Source organism: Serratia sp. PL7, assembly GCF_945957435.1.
Map to the genome: position 1 here is coordinate 1 of NZ_CAMFLB010000014.1, position 19513 is coordinate 19513.

Annotated in this window: 17 protein-coding genes and 1 tRNA gene; 15 read left to right on the forward strand and 3 right to left on the reverse strand. The window is 56.0% G+C overall.

Annotation, left to right across the window (positions count from 1 at the left end; genetic code table 11):
- Positions 1–83: 83 nt before the first annotated feature.
- From N6G83_RS35460 to yjfF, 5 genes are all read left to right on the forward strand, one after another.
- Positions 84–159 (forward strand) — tRNA-Trp (locus tag N6G83_RS35460).
- A 297-nt stretch (positions 160–456) separates the two neighbouring features.
- Entirely contained in the window at positions 457–1413 is a 957-nt protein-coding gene (gene ytfQ / locus N6G83_RS35465) for a galactofuranose ABC transporter, galactofuranose-binding protein YtfQ (protein ID WP_074030173.1), read from the forward strand.
- A 22-nt stretch (positions 1414–1435) separates the two neighbouring features.
- Entirely contained in the window at positions 1436–2950 is a 1515-nt protein-coding gene (gene ytfR, locus N6G83_RS35470) for a galactofuranose ABC transporter, ATP-binding protein YtfR (RefSeq protein WP_211135124.1), read from the forward strand.
- Positions 2947–3969: a galactofuranose ABC transporter, ATP-binding protein YtfT gene (gene ytfT / locus N6G83_RS35475; RefSeq protein WP_304621706.1), complete on the forward strand. Its 1023-nt coding sequence runs from the start codon at positions 2947–2949 to the stop codon at positions 3967–3969. Before ytfR ends, ytfT begins: the two co-directional genes overlap by 4 nt.
- Complete coding sequence (yjfF, locus tag N6G83_RS35480) at positions 3966–4958, forward strand: galactofuranose ABC transporter, permease protein YjfF (protein WP_024527670.1); 993 nt, start codon at positions 3966–3968, stop codon at positions 4956–4958. The genes ytfT and yjfF overlap by 4 nt, the downstream gene beginning before the upstream one ends.
- A gap of 4 nt (positions 4959–4962) precedes the next feature.
- On the opposite strand, the gene hdfR is transcribed toward yjfF, so the two are convergent.
- The gene (gene hdfR / locus N6G83_RS35485; protein ID WP_211135126.1) at positions 4963–5790 is read right to left on the reverse strand and encodes an HTH-type transcriptional regulator HdfR; all 828 of its coding nucleotides are present in this window, start codon (positions 5788–5790) and stop codon (positions 4963–4965) included.
- Between the two features lie 119 nt (positions 5791–5909).
- Here hdfR and N6G83_RS35490 point away from each other — a divergent pair, with 119 nt between their 5' ends.
- Entirely contained in the window at positions 5910–6248 is a 339-nt protein-coding gene (locus N6G83_RS35490; RefSeq protein ID WP_021181829.1) for a DUF413 domain-containing protein, read from the forward strand.
- 28 nt (positions 6249–6276) lie between these two features.
- Here N6G83_RS35490 and N6G83_RS35495 read toward each other — a convergent pair whose 3' ends face one another.
- Positions 6277–7800 (reverse strand): YifB family Mg chelatase-like AAA ATPase, encoded by a 1524-nt coding sequence (locus N6G83_RS35495; RefSeq protein ID WP_024527668.1) that lies wholly within the window; start codon positions 7798–7800, stop codon positions 6277–6279.
- Positions 7801–8142: 342 nt separating this feature from the next.
- Here N6G83_RS35495 and N6G83_RS35500 point away from each other — a divergent pair, with 342 nt between their 5' ends.
- From N6G83_RS35500 to N6G83_RS35535, 8 genes are all read left to right on the forward strand, one after another.
- Positions 8143–9375 carry an MFS transporter gene (locus N6G83_RS35500; protein WP_024527667.1) on the forward strand — a complete coding sequence of 411 codons (1233 nt, stop codon included), beginning with the start codon at positions 8143–8145 and terminating at the stop codon, positions 9373–9375.
- 133 nt (positions 9376–9508) lie between these two features.
- Entirely contained in the window at positions 9509–9607 is a 99-nt protein-coding gene (gene ilvL / locus N6G83_RS35505; RefSeq protein WP_071681478.1) for an ilv operon leader peptide, read from the forward strand.
- 141 nt (positions 9608–9748) lie between these two features.
- Positions 9749–11395, forward strand: a complete 1647-nt coding sequence (gene ilvG, locus N6G83_RS35510) for an acetolactate synthase 2 catalytic subunit (protein WP_024527666.1) — start codon at positions 9749–9751, stop codon at positions 11393–11395.
- Positions 11392–11649 (forward strand): acetolactate synthase 2 small subunit, encoded by a 258-nt coding sequence (ilvM, locus tag N6G83_RS35515; RefSeq protein WP_021181824.1) that lies wholly within the window; start codon positions 11392–11394, stop codon positions 11647–11649. Before ilvG ends, ilvM begins: the two co-directional genes overlap by 4 nt.
- A 21-nt stretch (positions 11650–11670) precedes the next feature.
- On the forward strand, positions 11671–12597 hold the full coding sequence (ilvE, locus tag N6G83_RS35520) for a branched-chain-amino-acid transaminase (RefSeq protein ID WP_021181823.1): 927 nt from the start codon (positions 11671–11673) through the stop codon (positions 12595–12597).
- Positions 12598–12664: 67 nt separating this feature from the next.
- Entirely contained in the window at positions 12665–14515 is a 1851-nt protein-coding gene (gene ilvD, locus N6G83_RS35525) for a dihydroxy-acid dehydratase (protein WP_074030186.1), read from the forward strand.
- Between the two features lie 5 nt (positions 14516–14520).
- The gene (ilvA, locus tag N6G83_RS35530) at positions 14521–16065 is read left to right on the forward strand and encodes a threonine ammonia-lyase, biosynthetic (protein WP_024527665.1); all 1545 of its coding nucleotides are present in this window, start codon (positions 14521–14523) and stop codon (positions 16063–16065) included.
- Between the two features lie 21 nt (positions 16066–16086).
- Positions 16087–16788, forward strand: coding sequence for a DUF2461 domain-containing protein (locus tag N6G83_RS35535; RefSeq protein ID WP_074030189.1), 702 nt, complete (start codon positions 16087–16089; stop codon positions 16786–16788).
- Between the two features lie 169 nt (positions 16789–16957).
- On the opposite strand, the gene ilvY is transcribed toward N6G83_RS35535, so the two are convergent.
- The gene (gene ilvY, locus N6G83_RS35540) at positions 16958–17839 is read right to left on the reverse strand and encodes an HTH-type transcriptional activator IlvY (RefSeq protein ID WP_024527663.1); all 882 of its coding nucleotides are present in this window, start codon (positions 17837–17839) and stop codon (positions 16958–16960) included.
- Between the two features lie 167 nt (positions 17840–18006).
- Here ilvY and ilvC point away from each other — a divergent pair, with 167 nt between their 5' ends.
- Positions 18007–19482, forward strand: coding sequence for a ketol-acid reductoisomerase (gene ilvC / locus N6G83_RS35545; protein WP_021181818.1), 1476 nt, complete (start codon positions 18007–18009; stop codon positions 19480–19482).
- The last annotated feature ends 31 nt before the right edge of the window (positions 19483–19513 follow it).

Below are 19513 nucleotides of genomic sequence, written 5' to 3' on the forward strand. Positions count from 1 at the left end.
TCGCGGGTTCGAGCCCCGTCCGTTCCGCCACTTATTTAAATTATGCCTGCTACTGTTAGCAGGCATAATGTTAAGCGTAATTTAGGGGCGTAGCTCAGTTGGTAGAGCACCGGTCTCCAAAACCGGGTGTCGCGAGTTCGAGTCTCTCCGCCCCTGCCATATTAGAAACCCTTTGCGAAAGCGAAGGGTTTTTTTTGCTTTCTACTCGCCTAGAATTGCCCGTCCTCCCGCTAACGCGTACAAAATTCCCGCCGAAATCGTTCCCAATTTAGACATTTCTAGCTGTATCTATGCACAAAATGGTTGTAATCCCGCGCTGTGATATCGCTCATCATTCCTCCCTGTATTTCAACTACACCTTATAAGCCCCACGAGTTTTTTGGGCACACTCGATGAAAGCGAATACACCTACAACCATCTCTGTCTGACCGAGTCAGGTAGAGCGAGGAGAAAAACATGGTTAAGCGTTTACTGTTAGCGGCCGCCATAAGCGGTGTGTTGATGGGAGCGGCGCAGGCTGCCCCCTTGGTTGTCGGCTTTTCTCAGATTGGTTCTGAATCAGGATGGCGTTCGGCAGAAACCAAAGTGGCGAAACAGGAGGCGGAAAAACGGGGTATTACGCTGAAAATCGCCGATGCACAGCAAAAGCAGGAAAACCAGATCAAGGCGGTGAGATCCTTTATTGCTCAAGGCGTTGACGCCATCTTCATTGCGCCGGTAGTGGCCACCGGTTGGACCCCGGTATTGCAGGAAGCGAAAGAGGCCAAAATTCCGGTCTTCCTGTTGGATCGCATGATCGAAGTGAACGATCCCTCGCTGTATACCGCTGCCGTCGCTTCTGACAGCGTCCATGAAGGGAAAGTCGCAGGCGAATGGCTAGTGAAAGCCGTTGCGGGCAAGCCCTGTAACGTGGTGGAACTGCAAGGCACCGTTGGGTCCAGCGTGGCCATTAACCGCAAGAAAGGCTTTGCGGACGGTATTGCCTCTGCCGACAACGTCAAAATCATCCGTTCGCAGTCCGGCGACTTTACTCGCAGCAAGGGTAAAGAGGTGATGGAAAGCTTTATCAAGGCTGAACAGAACGGCAAAAATATCTGCGCCGTCTATGCACATAACGACGATATGGCCATTGGTGCCATCCAGGCGATCAAAGAAGCCGGCCTCAAACCGGGCTCACAGATCAAGGTTGTTTCCATCGACGGCGTGCCGGATATCTTCAAAGCGATGATGGAAGGGGAAGCCAACGCCACGGTTGAACTGACGCCAAATATGGCAGGACCTGCGTTTGATGCCTTGATTGCATTGAAAAAAGACGGCACACAGCCACAGAAATTTATCCAGACCGAGTCGAAACTGCTGCAGCCTGAAACTGCCAGACAGGAATACGATATGAAGAAAAGCATGGGATATTGATCGTTAACAGGCGGAGCAGATAATGGCTACACCTCAGGCAGCATTATTGGCAATAAGCGGGTTATCCGTGGAGTTTCCAGGTGTAAAAGCGCTGGAGCAGGTTGATTTCACACTACAACGCGGTGAGGTGGTGGCGCTTCTTGGGGAAAACGGCGCGGGCAAGTCCACGCTGATTAAGGCATTGACCGGTGTTTACCAACGCTCCGCCGGTGAGATCTGGCTAGAAGGCACCGCGATTGCGCCACAGAATACGGCCCAGGCGCAATCGTTGGGGATTGGCACCGTCTATCAGGAAGTTAATCTGCTGCCTAATATCTCGGTGGCCGCCAATCTGTTTATCGGCCGCGAACCTACCCGTTTTGGCCTGATCGATCAAAAAACCATGTTGCGTAATGCCCGTCAGCTGCTGGAAGGCTATGGTTTACCGCTGGATGTCAGCCAGCCGCTGGGCAATTACTCGATCGCCATTCAGCAAATTGTCGCGATTGCTCGCGCCGTCGATCTCTCCGCCAAGGTACTGATCCTGGATGAACCCACCGCCAGCCTGGATGCCAAGGAGGTCACCATGCTGCTGGATATTCTTAGCCAACTGCGATCTCAGGGAATGGGGATGATCTTCGTCACCCATTTTCTCGAGCAGGTTTACCGCATCAGCGATCGTATTACGGTGTTGCGTAACGGCAAGCTGGTCGGGACTCGTGTCACCGCCGAGCTGCCACGGCTCGAGTTGGTGCAGATGATGCTTGGCCATAGTTTTGATGAGACGCTGCTCAAACGCAGCGAACATCAGGCCGTGCAGGCTCCGCCTTTGGTGGAGTTTAGCGGTTATGGCCGACGCGGCATGGTTGAGCCCTTTGATCTGGCGTTGAGGCCTGGGGAAATCGTCGGCCTGGCTGGTTTACTGGGATCGGGGCGTACTGAGACGGCACAACTCATCTTCGGCATTAAGGCTCGGGATAAAGGTATAGCGAAAGTTGAGGGCAAAACGGTGGCGATCCCAACGCCCCGTAAAGCGGCCAGTCTGGGATTTGGCTATTGCCCAGAAGATCGTAAGACCGACGGTATTGTCGGCGCGGCCACGGTAAGGGAAAACATCATTCTGGCATTGCAGGCGCAGCGTGGTTGGTTACGGCCTATCCCGCTGCGTGAGCAAACCCGAATTGCGGAAGATTTCATTAAACTGCTGGGGATCCGCACGCCGGGGCCGGAGCAGCAAATCCAGTACCTTTCCGGCGGTAACCAGCAGAAGGTGCTGCTTTCCCGCTGGCTGGCGACCAAACCCCGTTTCCTGATCCTGGATGAGCCAACGCGTGGCATTGACGTGGGGGCCCATGCGGAAATTATCCGCCTGATTGAACGGCTCTGTGATGAAGGGTTGGCACTGCTGGTTATTTCCTCCGAACTGGAGGAGCTCGCAGGCTATGCCGATCGCATCGTGGTATTACGCGATAGAAAACATGTGGCGCAGCTTGACCATGATGCCATTACGGTTCCCGCCATTATGCAGGCCATTGCCGTGCAACAGGGGGTAGCATGAACCACAGGAGTTTTCCCATGACCGGTGGACCGCGCAAAGTAAGGTGGGTAATGCCCGCCGGAGCGACGCAGCTGGGGGCGCTGGCGGTGATTTTACTTATCGATAGCCTGGTCGCCCCCCATTTCTTTTCAATCCATATCCAGGATGGCCGCCTGTTCGGCAGCGTGATTGATATTTTTAACCGTGGCGCCCCTGTCGCGCTGCTTGCTTTGGGTATGACGCTAGTGATCGCCACCGGTGGGATCGATCTCTCCGTCGGTGCGGTAATGGCGATTGCCGGAGCGACCGCAGCCACCATGACCAGCGCTGGTTACCCATTAGCATACATCCTGGGGGCCGCATTAGCGGTTGGGGCACTGTGTGGCCTGTGGAACGGCTTCTTGGTTGCGGTGCTGCAAATCCAGCCGATCGTCGCTACCTTGATGTTGATGGTGGCCGGGCGCGGTATCGCGCAGTTGATTACCGAAGGACAAATCGTCACCTTTGAAAGTCAAGGGTTAGCCAAGCTTGGCAGTGGTTCGCTGATGTACCTGCCGATGCCAGTGATCATTGCTACCCTCATGCTGCTGCTGATTTGGTTACTGACACGCAAAACCGCTTTGGGGCTGTTTATTGAAGCGGTCGGTATCAATTTGCGCTCAGCACGTAATGCTGGCGTCAGTACACGCTGGGTGATTATTGCGGTATATATCATTTGCGGCCTGTGCGCGGCGGTGGCAGGGGTTATCGTTACGGCGGATATTCGCGGTGCGGATGCCAACAATGCGGGCCTGTGGCTCGAACTGGATGCGATCCTGGCCGTGGTGATTGGCGGTGGGTCACTGCTGGGCGGGCGTTTTAATCTGCTGCTCTCGGTGGTGGGGGCGTTAATCATTCAGGGAATGAATACCGGAATTCTGCTTTCGGGTTATAAACCGGAGTTTAACCTGGTGCTGAAAGCGGTGGTGGTATTAGCCGTGTTGCTGGTGCAATCCCCAAGTGTGTCATTACAGCGGTTGTGGCGGAGACGTAAATCATGATGAAGCGTAACCTTCCCCTATTGATCACTATTGTGGTTTTTCTGCTGGGCTACGCCTTTTGCCTTAGTCAATTCCCCAGCTTCGCTTCCACCCGCGTCTGGTGCGATCTGCTGACCGACAACGCTTTTCTCGGTATTGTGGCCGTGGGCATGACCTTTGTGATCCTTTCTGGCGGCATCGATCTTTCGGTGGGCTCGGTGATCGCCTTTACCGGCGTACTGCTGGCCAAGCTGATTGGCACTTATGGTATTGCTCCAGGTTATGCATTTGTCATTGCCTTGTTGATGGGGGCCTCATTTGGTGCGCTGATGGGGTGGATCATCGACGCGCTGAAATTACCTGCATTTATCATCACGCTCGCGGGGATGTTCTTCGTGCGCGGCATGAGTTTTATCGTGTCAGAAGAGTCTTTGCCGATCGATCACCCGCTGTATGCCACGCTGGCAAACTATGCCTGGAAAGTCCCCGGTGGTGGCCGATTTACCTTATTGGCGCTGGTAATGCTGCTGGTCGTGGCGATTGGCATGATCCTGGCGCATCGCACCCGTTTTGGCCATAACGTCTATGCCATCGGGGGGAATCCGGTCTCCGCTGGGCTGATGGGGGTGCCGGTACGGCGTACCACTATTCAGATTTACATGCTTTCCAGCACGCTGGCGGCCCTCTCCGGCATAATTTTCTCGCTATACACTTCCGCTGGTTATGCTCTGGCTGCCAGCGGTGTCGAACTGGATGCCATTGCGGCGGTCGTCATTGGGGGAACATTGCTGACTGGCGGCGTCGGTACCATTTTGGGCACCTTGTTTGGCGTGCTGATCCAAGGCTTAATCCAAAGTTACATCACTTTTGATGGCTCCCTCAGCTCCTGGTGGACCAAAATCGTCATCGGCATCCTGCTGTTCTGCTTTATCGGCCTCCAGAAGGCGATGAGCGCCTTTTGGCAGACCAGACGGGCAAAACCCCGCCATCCACGCCTGAAGCCGTCATAGCCGCTCAGGTTGCGGTATTTAAAGGTATTTTCAGCAGTTGGCGGATTAACGGCTGCTGGTCGCTGTTTTGCAGCCAGACGGCATAAAGCGGACGAACGATCGGCTGGGCGTCAGCAACAGCGACCAGTTGAGGGTAGTCTTTTTCCCACTGGCTGGGGAGAAATGCACAGCCACCGGTTGTCTCCAGCAATTGGCGCGTCAGATGCGCTGAAGTGGTGGTCAGCACGGGCATGCTGTCGCCCTCAAGCATGCGGGCTTCCTGTTGGTGAAAATCGGCACCCCATTCCAGTTTGATGTAAGGCATGAGGGCGGGGTTATCGCGTAGCGACGAGGAAAACAGGCGTAGCGAGAAGTTACCCAACAGCTGGCTGGCCAGCTCATCCATCTTTGGCGGTTCGGTGGTGATTAGCAAATCGAGCTGTCTTTCATGTAGCTGCTTCACCAACGAATGGCGCAGGGCTACCCTGGCTTCGAGCTGCAAGGCCTCCCGCTGCTGGTAGAGCGATTGCAGCCAGGGCGTGAGGTAAGCTTCCCATAGCGACGCGGTGGCACCGATCGAAAGTTCGCTGTGCTGTAGCGATCGTATCACCTCTTTCTTTGCCAACTGCCACGTGTTCATCAGGCTCTCGGCATAGGGCAACAGCCGCTCTCCTGCAGGTGTCAGGCGGATGTTGTTGCGGTGGCGAGTGAATAAATTCGCCCCTAATTGAGTTTCAAGCTGACGGATACGGAAACTCACCGCAGACTGCGTTAAGTACAGGGATTCCGCTGCGCGGCCAAAGTGTCGCGTTCTACTGACCTCCAAAAAGGTTTTCAGTAATTCGGTGTCCACACCAATCTCCAAAGTTTTTTATCGTTAAGATTTAAATGTTTTGTTTTACACGATGTCAAGCCTATCTAATACTCCGCGCCATAAACAGCACGGCCATGAGAGAATTAGGAGCGTGTCAGATGGCGGATAGCTTCACCACCAACAGTCGTTTTTTTGATAATAAAAACTATCCTCGCGGGTTCTCCCGTCACGGCGATTTCACCATTAAAGAAGCGCAATTGCTAGAGCGTTTCGGGTATGCGTTCAACGAGTTGGATGCCGGCAAACGCCAGCCAGCCACTGAAGAAGAACAGTTGTTCGTTGCAGTGTGTCGCGGTGAGCGTGAACCGGTAACCGAGCAAGAAAAAGTATGGTCTAAATATCTGGCGCGCACCCGCCGCCCGAAAAAATTCCATACGCTGTCAGGTGGCAAGCCGCAGGCTGATGCGGTAGAAGACTACACTGAAAGCGACGATTGATCATCATGGGGCCATTCGGCCCCATTTTTTATTCCAGGCTGCGGTGTAGCTGCAGCAGCAGGCGATCCATACTGCGATAGCTGAGCGCTTCGCTGAGATGGCGTTTATCAATCTGTTGTTCCCCTGCCAAATCGGCCAGCGTGCGTGCCACTTTCAGGATGCGATGCCAGGCTCGAACCGATAATCCCAGTTGGCTCAGCGTTTTCTCTAAAAACTCCGCTTCAGCCGCAGGCAAATGGCAATCCCGATCCACCTCGCGGTTACTCAACAGCGCATTCACTTTACCTGCCCGTGCCAGCTGCTGCTCGCGCGCCACCAGCACCCGTTGACGTACCTGTTGGCTGCTTTCCCCCGCATGGTGCTGCTTGGCCAGTACGCCCGGTGGCAGCAGCGGCACCTCAATCGACAAATCAAATCGATCGAGGAAGGGGCCAGAGAGCCTGCCGAGGTAGCGCAAAATCTGCTGCGGTGGTGTGCGGTTGTGTATGCCCTGATAGTGCCCGGTTGGGCTGGGGTTCATCGCCGCAATCAGCTGCACTCGGGCAGGGAAGCGTACCTTGGCGCTGGCGCGTGAGATGACGATTTCACCGGATTCCAGCGGCTCACGCAGCGCATCCAATACTCGCCGTTCAAATTCGGGTAACTCATCCAGAAACAGTACGCCGTTGTGCGCCATGGAGATTTCCCCTGGCCGTGGCAAGGAGCCTCCCCCAACCAGGGCCGCCATCGAGGCGCTGTGGTGTGGGGCGCGAAACGGCCGCTGGCGCCATGGCAGGGTTTCATCTGGATGATGCAGTAAGCTGGCAACGGCGACGCTTTCCAGCGCCTCCCGATCGCTTAACGGCGGCAGCAAGCCATTGAGGCGGCTGGCCAGCATGGTTTTGCCGGTGCCCGGAGGGCCAAGCAGCAACAGGTTGTGGCCCCCGGCCGCGGCAATTTCCAACGCTCGCTTTGCCTGTTCCTGGCCAATGACTTCCTGCAAGTCGGCAGTTTCCGTTGACGTGGCAGCCGCAGGAGGCGCTACGGCGATTGGCAGATCCCCCTTACCCTGCAAAAAAGCGCACACCTCCAGTAAATGTTCTGCGACTCGGGTCGTGCTGTTGGGAAGCAACCCCGCCTCTTTGCCGTTGGCCGCAGCCAGGATCAACTCCCGCTTGGCCTCGGCTGCCGCTATTGCCGCCGGAATGGCGCCGTGCACCGCCCTCAATGCGCCAGAAAGCGCTAATTCACCCAGGAACTCATAGTGCGCCAACTTATCTGCTGGCAGCTGCTCTGAGGCCGCCAGAATGGCCAGCGCAATGGGTAAATCATAGCGCCCCCCTTCCTTAGGCAAATCGGCCGGTGCCAGATTGACGGTGATGCGTTTGGCCGGAAAGGTGAAGCCGTTGTTGATCAGTGCGCTGCGCACCCGGTCACGGGCTTCTTTCACCGTGGTTTCCGGCAGGCCGACCAGTGTCAGGCCGGGTAATCCGTTGCTGATATGGACTTCAACCATGACCGAAGGCGCCTGCACGCCGATCGTGGCACGGGTATAGATTACCGCCAGTGACATATTGCTCTCCTCGCTGAAGGCAACATGATGCGGGAACAGCCCGAAAGCCGCGCGCTACTCATCGTCAACTTGCGTAGTGCTACAAAATTAAAAGTAATTTATTTCATCATGTTAGTGATTTTTTTCGAGGTGCTACGCATTTCGTTGTAATACCCATTAACAATTACGGGAAAGCTGCAACACATTAGCAAGCTAACCAAGTTGCAACAGCAGGGTTAATGGGTGTATTTAACAATTGGTTAAAATAAAAATCACTTCTTTAACAAAGCCTCGACCGCTACCGCACCCGCTGCGGCCGCCGCTAAATCTGATGACCTCGTACTCTACGGTAGGGATAACACTATGTTTGGTTGGACTCCGCTGCAGCGCAATGCGGCAATTGCCAGCTTTTCAAGCTGGACGCTCGACGCTTTCGATTTCTTTGTGCTGGTCTTCCTGCTCAGCGATATAGCTCAGGCTTTTCAGGTAGGGATGGAAGAAGTCACCCTGGCGATCCTGCTGACGTTGGCGGTACGCCCGATTGGCGCGCTTATTTTTGGCCGTGCGGCGGAAAAGTACGGTCGTAAACCGATCCTGATGTTGAATATCGTGTTTTTCTCGGTATTTGAGCTGTTGTCGGCGGCCGCTCCTTCTTTGACCGTCTTCCTGTTGCTGCGAGTGCTTTACGGCGTGGCGATGGGTGGCATCTGGGGCGTGGCCTCTTCGCTGGCGATGGAAAGCATCCCAGACCGTTCGCGTGGCCTGATGTCCGGTATCTTCCAGGCGGGGTATCCGTTTGGCTATCTGTTGGCGGCGGTGGCCTATGGCCTGCTGTTTGAAGTGGTCGGCTGGCGTGGCATGTTCGTGATCGGGGCCGCGCCGATCCTGTTGCTACCGTTTATCTACTTCTGCGTGGAAGAGTCGCCGGTGTGGCTGGCGGCACGGGCACGTAAAGAAAGCACCGCTTTGCTGCCCGTTCTGAAGAGCCATTGGAAGCTGTGTCTCTATCTGGTGCTGCTGATGGCAGCGTTTAATTTCTTCTCCCACGGCACGCAAGATATGTATCCGGCCTTCCTGAAAATTCAGCACGGTTTCGATCCTAAAACCGTCAGTATCATCGCCATTAGCTACAATATCGCGTCCATTATCGGCGGTATTTTCTTTGGTACCCTGTCGGAAAAAATTGGCCGCAAGAAAGCCATAATTATTGCTGCCCTGCTGGCGTTACCGGTGATCCCGCTGTGGGCATTCGCGAGTGGTTCGCTGATGCTGGGGGTGGGGGCGTTCATGATGCAATTCATGGTTCAGGGGGCATGGGGGGTGATCCCAACCTACCTCAACGAACTGGTGCCAGCGAATACTCGCGCGGTATTGCCAGGGTTTGTTTACCAATTGGGTAACCTGATTGCTTCGGTGAATGCCACCTTGCAGGCCGCGATTGCGGAACATCATGGGCAAAACTACGGCCTGGCGATGGCGATAATCGCCGGGACGGTGGCTATCGTGATCGCGGTGCTGGTGTATTTTGGCAAGGATACGCGCGGCAAACCGATTGCGGTAGAAAGTAAAGCGCCTGGTGCTGGTGTTAGCGTTTGAATTTCATGCGCTTTGTTGCAGCTTTGACCCGACAGCGCCGAATAATAACGCAAAAAAAGTGTTGTCAGGTTACCGGCTGCTATGGTAACTCTGTAGGCATTAGTTCGAAACGAGCACAGTGAACAACCCAATTATGAAAGCCCTAGCCCAAGTGATTAGCCTAGTCGTGATTAGCGTGGTGGTGATTATTATCCCACCGTGCGGGGCTGCACTTGGACGAAGAAAGGCTTAGAAAACAAGCCGGAATCGCAAGATAACCCCCGCACCCAAAAGGTCCGGGGGTTTTTTTATGCCAAGAAAATGTCAACAAGGAGCAGAGAATGACCAACAGAATAAAATCCTGTACTTCCCGCAGTAAGGCGGGGAAATAACCATGAATGGTGCTCAGTGGGTGGTTCAAGCGTTGCGTGCGCAGGGGGTAGACAAGGTATTCGGCTATCCCGGTGGTGCGATCATGCCGGTCTACGATGCGTTGTATGACGGCGGGGTTGAACATCTGCTGTGTCGTCATGAGCAAGGTGCGGCGATTGCGGCCATTGGTTATGCCCGTTCCAGCGGTAAAGTTGGCGTCTGTATCGCCACCTCTGGTCCTGGCGCGACCAACCTGATCACCGGGTTGGCGGATGCGCTGCTGGACTCGGTGCCAGTGGTTGCGATCACCGGTCAGGTCGGTTCTGCGCTTATCGGTACCGATGCTTTTCAGGAGATCGATGTTCTGGGCCTGTCTCTGGCCTGTACCAAACACAGTTTCCTGGTGGAGTCGCTGGAAGCGCTGCCGGGGATCATGGCAGAGGCGTTTGCCATTGCCACCAGCGGCCGCCCGGGCCCGGTACTGATCGACATCCCGAAAGACATCCAACTGGCGCAGGGTGATTTGCCTCCTCATCTGATGCCGGTAGAAGATCCGTTCGAACATCCCGCAGCAGAGTTGGCCATGGCCACGCAACTGCTGGCACAGGCGAAGAAGCCGATGTTGTATGTGGGCGGTGGCGTGGGGATGGCGCAGGCCGTCCCGGCATTACGGGAATTTGTCGAGCTGACGCAGATCCCAACCGTGGCGACCTTGAAAGGCCTGGGCGCACCGGATGCCAACCATCCGTATTATCTCGGCATGTTGGGTATGCATGGTACCAAAGCTGCCAACTTCGCCGTGCAAGAGTGTGATTTATTGATAGCCGTGGGGGCGCGTTTTGACGACCGGGTGACCGGCAAGCTGAACGCCTTTGCGCCGCAGGCCAAGGTGATCCACATGGATATCGACCCGGCGGAAATGAGCAAGCTGCGTCAGGCGCATGTGGCCCTGCAAGGGGATCTGAGAACCCTGCTGCCAGCGCTGCAACAGCCGATGCAGATTGCTCCCTGGCTGCAACGAGTGGCCGAACTGAAAGAAACCCACCCTTGGCGTTACGACCACCCGGGCCAACCGATTTATGCTCCGTTGTTGCTCAAGCAACTGTCCGAACGCAAACCGGCCAATACCGTGGTGACCACCGACGTGGGCCAGCACCAGATGTGGACCGCGCAGCACATGAGTTTTGAACGTCCAGAGAACTTCATCACCTCCAGCGGGTTGGGGACGATGGGCTTCGGTATCCCCGCAGCGGTAGGTGCGCAGATGGCGCGCCCGGAGGACATGGTGATCTGCGTGTCCGGGGATGGTTCCTTCATGATGAACGTGCAGGAGTTGGGCACCATCAAACGCAAACAGTTACCGCTGAAAATCGTGTTACTGGATAACCAGCGTTTAGGGATGGTTCGCCAGTGGCAGCAACTGTTCTTTGATGGCCGTTACAGCGAAACCAACCTCTCCGATAACCCCGATTTCCTGATATTGGCCAGCGCCTTCGGCATCCCCGGCCAACGTATTACCCGCAAAGACCAGGTCGCAGACGCGCTCGATACCTTGCTTAACAGCGAAGGGCCTTATCTGCTGCAGGTTTCCATTGATGAACTCGAGAACGTCTGGCCGCTGGTGCCGCCGGGCGCAGGCAACGAAACCATGTTGGAGAAAGTATCATGATGCAGCATCAACTCTCGATCCAGGCCCGCTTCCGCCCTGAAATGTTAGAGCGCGTATTGCGCGTTGTCCGTCACCGTGGCTTCCAGGTCTGTGCTATGAATATGGCTTCGGGCAGCAATAGCGACGATATAAATATTGAATTGACCGTTGCCAGCCAGCGCCCTGTGGATTTACTGTCATCTCAGCTAAGCAAACTGATGGATGTCTCCAGCGTTGAGATCCAGCAACAATCATCACAACAAATACGCGCCTGATTGCGCAAAAGGAACAGAACAATGACGAAGAAAGCTGATTATATCTGGTTCAATGGTGAGATGGTTCCGTGGGCCGATGCCAAAGTTCACGTAATGTCACATGCGCTACACTACGGGACGTCGGTATTTGAAGGGGTTCGCTGCTACGACTCCCATAAAGGCCCGGTGGTATTCCGCCACCGTGAACATATGCAGCGTCTGCATGACTCGGCTAAAATTTACCGCATGCCGGTAACGCAAAGCGTCGATGAGCTGATGGAAGCCTGCCGTGCTACGTTGCGTAAAAACAATCTGGTCAGCGCTTATATTCGTCCTTTGGTGTTTGTTGGTGATGTTGGTATGGGCGTTAACCCACCGGCAGGCTATAAAACCGACGTGATTATCGCGGCGTTTCCTTGGGGCGCGTATCTGGGTGAAGAAGCGCTGGATCAAGGTATCGATGCGATGGTCTCTTCCTGGCACCGTGTGGCACCGAACACCATTCCTACCGCGGCGAAAGCCGGGGGCAACTACCTTTCCTCACTGCTGGTGGGTAGCGAAGCACGCCGCCACGGCTATCAGGAAGGTATCGCGCTGGATGTTCATGGCTATATCTCTGAAGGCGCAGGCGAGAACCTGTTTGAAGTGAAAGACGGCGTGCTGTTTACTCCACCGTTTACCTCTTCCGCTCTGCCTGGTATCACGCGTGACGCGATCATCAAGCTGGCAAAAGACATGGGCTTTGAAGTGCGCGAGCAAGTGCTTTCCCGTGAGTCTCTGTATCTGGCGGACGAAGTGTTTATGTCCGGCACCGCGGCGGAAATCACGCCGGTGCGTAGCGTGGATGGCATTCAGGTGGGGATCGGCAAGTGCGGCCCAATTACCAAGCAGATCCAGCAGGCATTCTTTGGCCTGTTCAGCGGCAAAACCGAAGACAAGTACGGCTGGTTGGATCCGGTAAACCAATAACGACAGACAACACTAAACGGATGGTTCGTTCGCCATCCGTAAAATGACTATTTTTGGAGTGAAGAGCATGCCTAAGTACCGTTCCGCCACCACCACCCACGGCCGCAACATGGCGGGTGCCCGCGCATTATGGCGCGCGACCGGGATGACCGACGACGATTTCGGCAAACCGATTATTGCGGTGGTCAACTCCTTCACCCAGTTTGTGCCGGGCCATGTGCACCTGCGCGACCTGGGCAAGTTGGTTGCAGAACAGATCGAAGCCTCCGGCGGCGTTGCCAAAGAGTTCAACACCATTGCGGTGGATGATGGGATCGCCATGGGCCACGGCGGCATGCTCTATTCTCTGCCGTCGCGCGAACTGATCGCCGACTCGGTGGAGTATATGGTGAATGCCCACTGCGCCGATGCGATGGTGTGTATCTCCAACTGCGACAAGATCACCCCAGGGATGCTGATGGCGTCACTGCGCCTGAATATTCCGGTGATCTTCGTTTCCGGCGGCCCGATGGAAGCCGGTAAAACCAAGCTTTCCGACAAAATCATCAAGCTGGACCTGATCGATGCGATGATCCAGGGGGCTAACCCGAACGTCAGCGACGCCGACAGCGCACAAATCGAGCGTTCCGCTTGCCCAACCTGCGGCTCGTGCTCCGGGATGTTTACCGCCAACTCCATGAACTGCCTCACCGAAGCGTTGGGCCTGTCCCAACCAGGCAACGGCTCGCTGTTGGCGACCCACGCCGATCGTAAAGACCTGTTCCTGAACGCCGGTAAGCGCATTGTTGAACTGACCAAGCGTTACTACGAGCAGGACGATGAGAGCGCACTGCCACGCAGCATCGCCAACAAGGCAGCGTTCGAAAACGCCATGACGCTGGACATTGCGATGGGTGGCTCCACCAATACCGTGCTGCACCTGTTGGCAGCCGCGCAGGAAGGCGAGATCGACTTCGCCATGGCAGATATCGATCGTCTATCCCGCAAAGTGCCACACCTGTGCAAAGTGGCGCCAAGCACTCAGAAATACCATATGGAAGACGTACACCGTGCCGGTGGCGTGCTGGCCATTCTTGGCGAGCTGGATCGCGCCGGGCTGATGAACCGCGATGTGGATAACATCCTGGGGATGAAGCTGCCAGAGACCCTGGAAAAGTACGACATCATGCTGACCCAGGATGAGTCGGTGAAGAAAATGTTCCGCGCAGGCCCGGCAGGTATCCGTACCACCCAGGCATTCTCTCAAGACTGCCGTTGGGACACGCTGGACAACGATCGTGCCGATGGCTGTATCCGCTCATTGGAAAACGCCTTCAGCCTGGAGGGTGGTCTGGCGGTGCTGTATGGCAACATGGCGGAAGACGGCAGCATCGTTAAAACCGCCGGCGTGGATAAAGACAACCTGACCTTCCGTGGGCCAGCCAAGGTTTATGAGAGCCAGGATACGGCCGTTGAGGCGATCCTGGGCGGTAAAGTGGTGGCAGGCGACGTAGTGGTGATCCGCTACGAAGGGCCAAAAGGCGGGCCAGGCATGCAGGAAATGCTCTACCCAACCACCTATCTGAAATCGATGGGGCTGGGCAAGGCCTGTGCGTTGATCACCGATGGTCGCTTCTCTGGCGGCACTTCCGGTTTATCTATTGGTCACGTTTCGCCGGAAGCGGCCAGCGGTGGCCTGATTGCGCTGGTGGAAGAAGGGGACATGATCGATATCGATATCCCGAAACGCAGCATGGTGCTGGATGTGCCGGAGAGCGTACTGGCTGCACGCCGTGAGGCGGAACTGGCACGAGGTGATGCGGCCTGGACACCGAAAGCGCGTGAGCGCCAGGTATCTTATGCGTTACGTGCTTACGCTACGCTGGCTACCAGTGCAGACAAAGGCGCAGTGCGGGACAAGAGCAAGCTGGGAGGCTAACCACCATGGCGGTATCACAACCCCTACCCGACGCCCCCTGCGGCGCGGAATATTTGCGAGCGGTACTCCGCTCGCCAGTTTACGAGGTGGCTCAGGTCACCCCGTTACAGACAATGGGCAAAATCTCTTCGCGCCTCGGCAATACCATTCTGGTGAAGCGCGAAGATCGCCAGCCGGTGCACAGCTTTAAGCTGCGCGGGGCTTACGCGATGATCGCCAGCCTGGATGAAGAGCAGAGGGCACGTGGCGTGGTCACGGCCTCTGCGGGCAATCATGCACAGGGCGTCGCCTTTTCCGGCAACCGTTTGGGGATCAAAACCCTGATCGTGATGCCGGTGTCGACGGCGGATATCAAGGTTGATGCGGTGCGCGGTTTCGGCGGTGAAGTGTTACTGCACGGTGCCAACTTCGACGAAGCCAAGGTCAAGGCGATTGAGCTCTCGCAGCAGCAGGGCATGACCTTCGTGCCCCCGTTCGATCACCCAGCAGTGATTGCCGGGCAGGGCACTTTGGCGATGGAGCTGTTGCAGCAGGACGCGCACCTGGACCGGGTGTTTGTCCCGGTTGGCGGTGGTGGCCTGGCGGCCGGTGTGGCGGTGCTGATCAAGCAGTTGATGCCACAAATCAAAGTGATTGGCGTGGAAGCCGAGGATTCGGCCTGCCTGCGTGCGGCGCTGGATGCCGGGCAGCCGGTCGATCTGGCGCGAGTTGGGCTGTTTGCCGAAGGCGTGGCGGTAAAGCGCATCGGTGATGAAACCTTCCGTCTGTGCCGTGAATACCTGGATGACGTGATCACCGTCGACAGCGATGCGATCTGTGCAGCGGTGAAAGACCTGTTCGAAGACGTGCGGGCCATCGCCGAACCTTCTGGCGCGCTGGCGTTGGCAGGGCTGAAAAAATACGTGCAGCAGCACAATATTCAGGGTGAGCGGCTGGCCCACGTGCTTTCCGGTGCCAACGTGAATTTCCACGGCCTGCGCTACGTTTCCGAACGCTGCGAACTGGGCGAACAACGCGAAGCGCTGCTGGCAGTGACCATTCCAGAACAGAAGGGCAGCTTCCTGAAGTTCTGCCAGCTGTTAGGCGGCCGTGCGGTTACCGAGTTTAACTACCGCTATGCCGATGCCGACAACGCCTGCATTTTTGTCGGTGTCCGCCTGACCCGAGGCCATACCGAGCGGCTGGAAATCATCGATGAGCTGAACCGTGATGGCTATCAGGTAGTGGACCTGTCCGACGATGAGATGGCGAAACTGCACGTGCGTTACATGGTTGGCGGGCGGCCTTCGAAACCGCTGCGTGAGCGTCTGTACAGCTTTGAGTTCCCAGAGTCACCGGGCGCTCTGCTCAAGTTCCTGCAAACGCTGGGCACGCACTGGAATATTTCGCTGTTCCACTACCGCAGCCACGGCACCGATTTTGGTCGCGTGCTGGCAGGGTTTGAACTTTCGCAGACCGAGCCAGAGTTTGAGCAGCACCTGCAGGCGTTGGGTTACGACTGCCATGATGAGACCGACAACCCGGCCTTCCGGTTCTTCCTACAGGGCTAACCTCGGCGACAAGGATTGCGTATGACCAATGAGTTCACCGGGTTCAGCCAACAAGGGCTGGACTTCCTGCAACAGGTGCGGATCGAGAACGACAAGGAGTGGTTTGATGCCAATCGGGGCGTGTATGACCGTGAGCTGTTAACGCCGTTTCGTTCGCTGGTGGATGCACTGAGTCCTGCGATGCTGATGATTGACCCGCAGTTTGAAACCCGTCCGGCCATTGGCAAAACGCTGTCGCGCATTCATCGCGACACGCGTTTTTCCCATGATAAATCCCGCTATCGTAGCCGTATGTGGCTGACCTTCAAGCGGCCAAGCAAAGACTGGAAGCTGGCACCGGTGTATTTCTTTGAGCTGGGGCCGGACATGCTGCGTTATGGCCTGGGCTATTACAGCGCCGACAAAGCCACCATGGATCTGTTTCGCCATACCTTGCTGCGCAGGCCACAGCCGTTTTTGGAGGTGGCCGAGTGCTGCCGCGCGCCGTTCGAGCTGGTGGGGGAAAGCTATAAGCGCCCGCGAGTGTTGGAGCAGGCACCGGAGATTGCCACTTGGTACAACCGTAAGTCCTTTGCGGTGATGGCCACAGATAATCAGGTGGAAAAGCTGTTCAGCGCCGATCTGGTCGCTACCTTGACTCAGGGTTTCCAGCAGTTGGAGCCGCTGTACCAGTGGCTGATGCAGGTAGAAGCGATGAAGCAGGTCGATCCCCAAGACCTATGAATACCCGTCGTCTTTCAAGCCACAGCGTTGTTGGCTGCACTCACTCACCCAAAAGTAAGCTCCTGGGGATGAGCGAGCTGGCCGCCTAGCTGTGACTTGAAATCCATAGGGTATTATTAAGTTGTGATAAACAACCTCATTGTGTTTTGAGTGGGGATCGCACTGCTATTCACAAAAGTTGCCAGAACGCCTCAATCAGCGGTTCGTTGAGGCGTTTTTTCGGCACGCAGACCCCCAGTTCGAACGGTTCGACCATCGAGATATTCTCCAACTGAGAAATGCGGTTGCGAACTGGCTCCGGGCTATTGTCTACCACTACGCTGGGGATAAGTGCGATACCGCAGCCTAATGCCACCATCGAAACAATCGCCTCATGCCCACCGACGGTGGCGTAAATCAGCGGATTGGTGATGTGCTGGCGGCGGAACCACAGTTCGATGCGTTTTCGTGATGGGCCATGCTCCGGCAGGATAAACGGCATATTGGCCCAGTCCGGCTGCTCTGCAAAAGCCTGCGTTCGAACCGCGCACGGCAGAGCGGGAGCAATCAGCACCAGCGGGATCTCACCGATTTGGGTGAAGGCGACGCTGGTGGGGAGGGTTTCAGGCCGCCCGGCGATACCAAGGTCGGCCTCGTTGGACTGCACTTTGTCCACCGCATCGGCGGCATCACCGGTGGTCAATTTGATTTCAACCAGGGGATGCTGGGCCCGGAAGCGATCGAGGATCGGCGGCAGATGGCTGTAAGCGGCGGTCACCGAGCAGAACAAGCGCAGTTCGCCGCTCAGCGATGGGCCGTGCTGGCCAAGCGAATGTTTCAACTGCTGATACTGCAGCAGCGTTTGTTGTGCGAACACTTTCAGCTGTTCACCCGCATCGGTCAGCTCTACGGTGCGGTTATCACGCAGAAACAGCGGTTGTCCAAGCGTTTCTTCCAGCCGTTGGATCTGGCGAGAAAGCGTGGAGGGGCTGACGTGCATCGCCTTGGCGGTACGGCCAAAGTGATGGCTTTCCGCCAGGTGCAGGAACAGCTTGAGATCACGTAAGTCCATAGTCAGTACGCTCGCAGCGGGGTGTTGCAGAAATTGCAACGTCACGTTCGTAATATATCAATTTAAGCAACGCAATTCCTGTTATACATTGGTTTCAACGGATCCCGTACCGACAGGGCGGGGATGAGAATAATATTGCACGACACAACATTAACTGGAGCATCACCATGGCTAACTATTTCAACACATTGAACCTGCGTCAGCAGTTGGCGCAATTGGGTAAGTGCCGTTTCATGGCGCGTGACGAATTTGCGGATGAAGCTGGCTACCTGAAAGGGAAAAAAGTGGTGATTGTCGGCTGTGGTGCTCAGGGTCTGAACCAGGGTCTGAACATGCGTGATTCCGGCCTGGACGTGGCTTATGCGCTGCGTAAAGAAGCGATTGCCGAGAAGCGTGCCTCATGGCGCAAAGCCACCGAGAACGGCTTCAAGGTTGGCACCTACGAAGATCTGATCCCGCAGGCCGATCTGGTAGTTAACCTGACGCCAGACAAGCAGCACACCTCAGTAGTTCGTGCCGTACAGCCGCTGATGAAAGACGGTGCTGCGCTGGGCTACTCCCACGGCTTCAACATCGTTGAAGTGGGCGAGCAGGTTCGTAAAGACATCACCGTAGTGATGGTTGCACCTAAGTGCCCAGGTACCGAAGTGCGTGAAGAATACAAACGTGGTTTCGGTGTACCAACGCTGATCGCGGTTCACCCGGAAAACGATCCAAAAGGCGAAGGCATGGCGATTGCCAAGGCATGGGCGGCAGCCACCGGCGGCCATCGTGCAGGCGTGCTGGAATCTTCCTTCGTGGCAGAAGTGAAATCTGACCTGATGGGCGAGCAGACCATCCTGTGCGGTATGCTGCAAGCGGGTTCTCTGCTGTGCTTCGACAAGTTGGTGTCTGAAGGTACCGACCCGGCGTACGCAGAAAAACTGATCCAGTTCGGCTGGGAAACCATCACCGAAGCGCTGAAGCAGGGCGGTATTACCCTGATGATGGACCGCCTGTCCAACCCGGCGAAACTGCGTGCCTATGCGCTGTCTGAGCAACTGAAAGGCATCATGGCTCCGCTGTTCCAGAAGCACATGGACGATATCATCTCTGGCGAATTCTCCAGCGGTATGATGGCAGACTGGGCCGCAGACGATGTGAAACTGCTGACCTGGCGTGAAGAGACCGGCAAAACCGCTTTCGAAACCGCGCCGCAGTTTGAAGGCAAAATCAGCGAGCAGGAATACTTCGACAACGGCGTACTGATGGTAGCAATGGTGAAAGCGGGCGTTGAGCTGGCCTTCGAAACCATGGTGGATTCAGGCATCATCGAAGAGTCTGCTTACTACGAATCACTGCACGAGTTGCCGCTGATCGCTAACACCATCGCGCGTAAGCGTCTGTATGAAATGAACGTGGTGATCTCCGATACTGCAGAATACGGTAACTACCTGTTCTCTTATGCGGCGGTACCGTTGCTGAAAGAGTTCATGACCACTCTGCAGGCGGGCGATTTGGGTAAATCTGTTGCTGGTACCACCGTTGACAACGCGCAGCTGCGTGACGTGAACGAAGCGGTGCGTAACCACCCAATCGAATCCGTTGGCCGCAAACTGCGTGGCTATATGACCGATATGAAACGTATCGCGGTAGCAGGTTAAGCACCAAGATTGTAGCGGCCCGATTTATCGG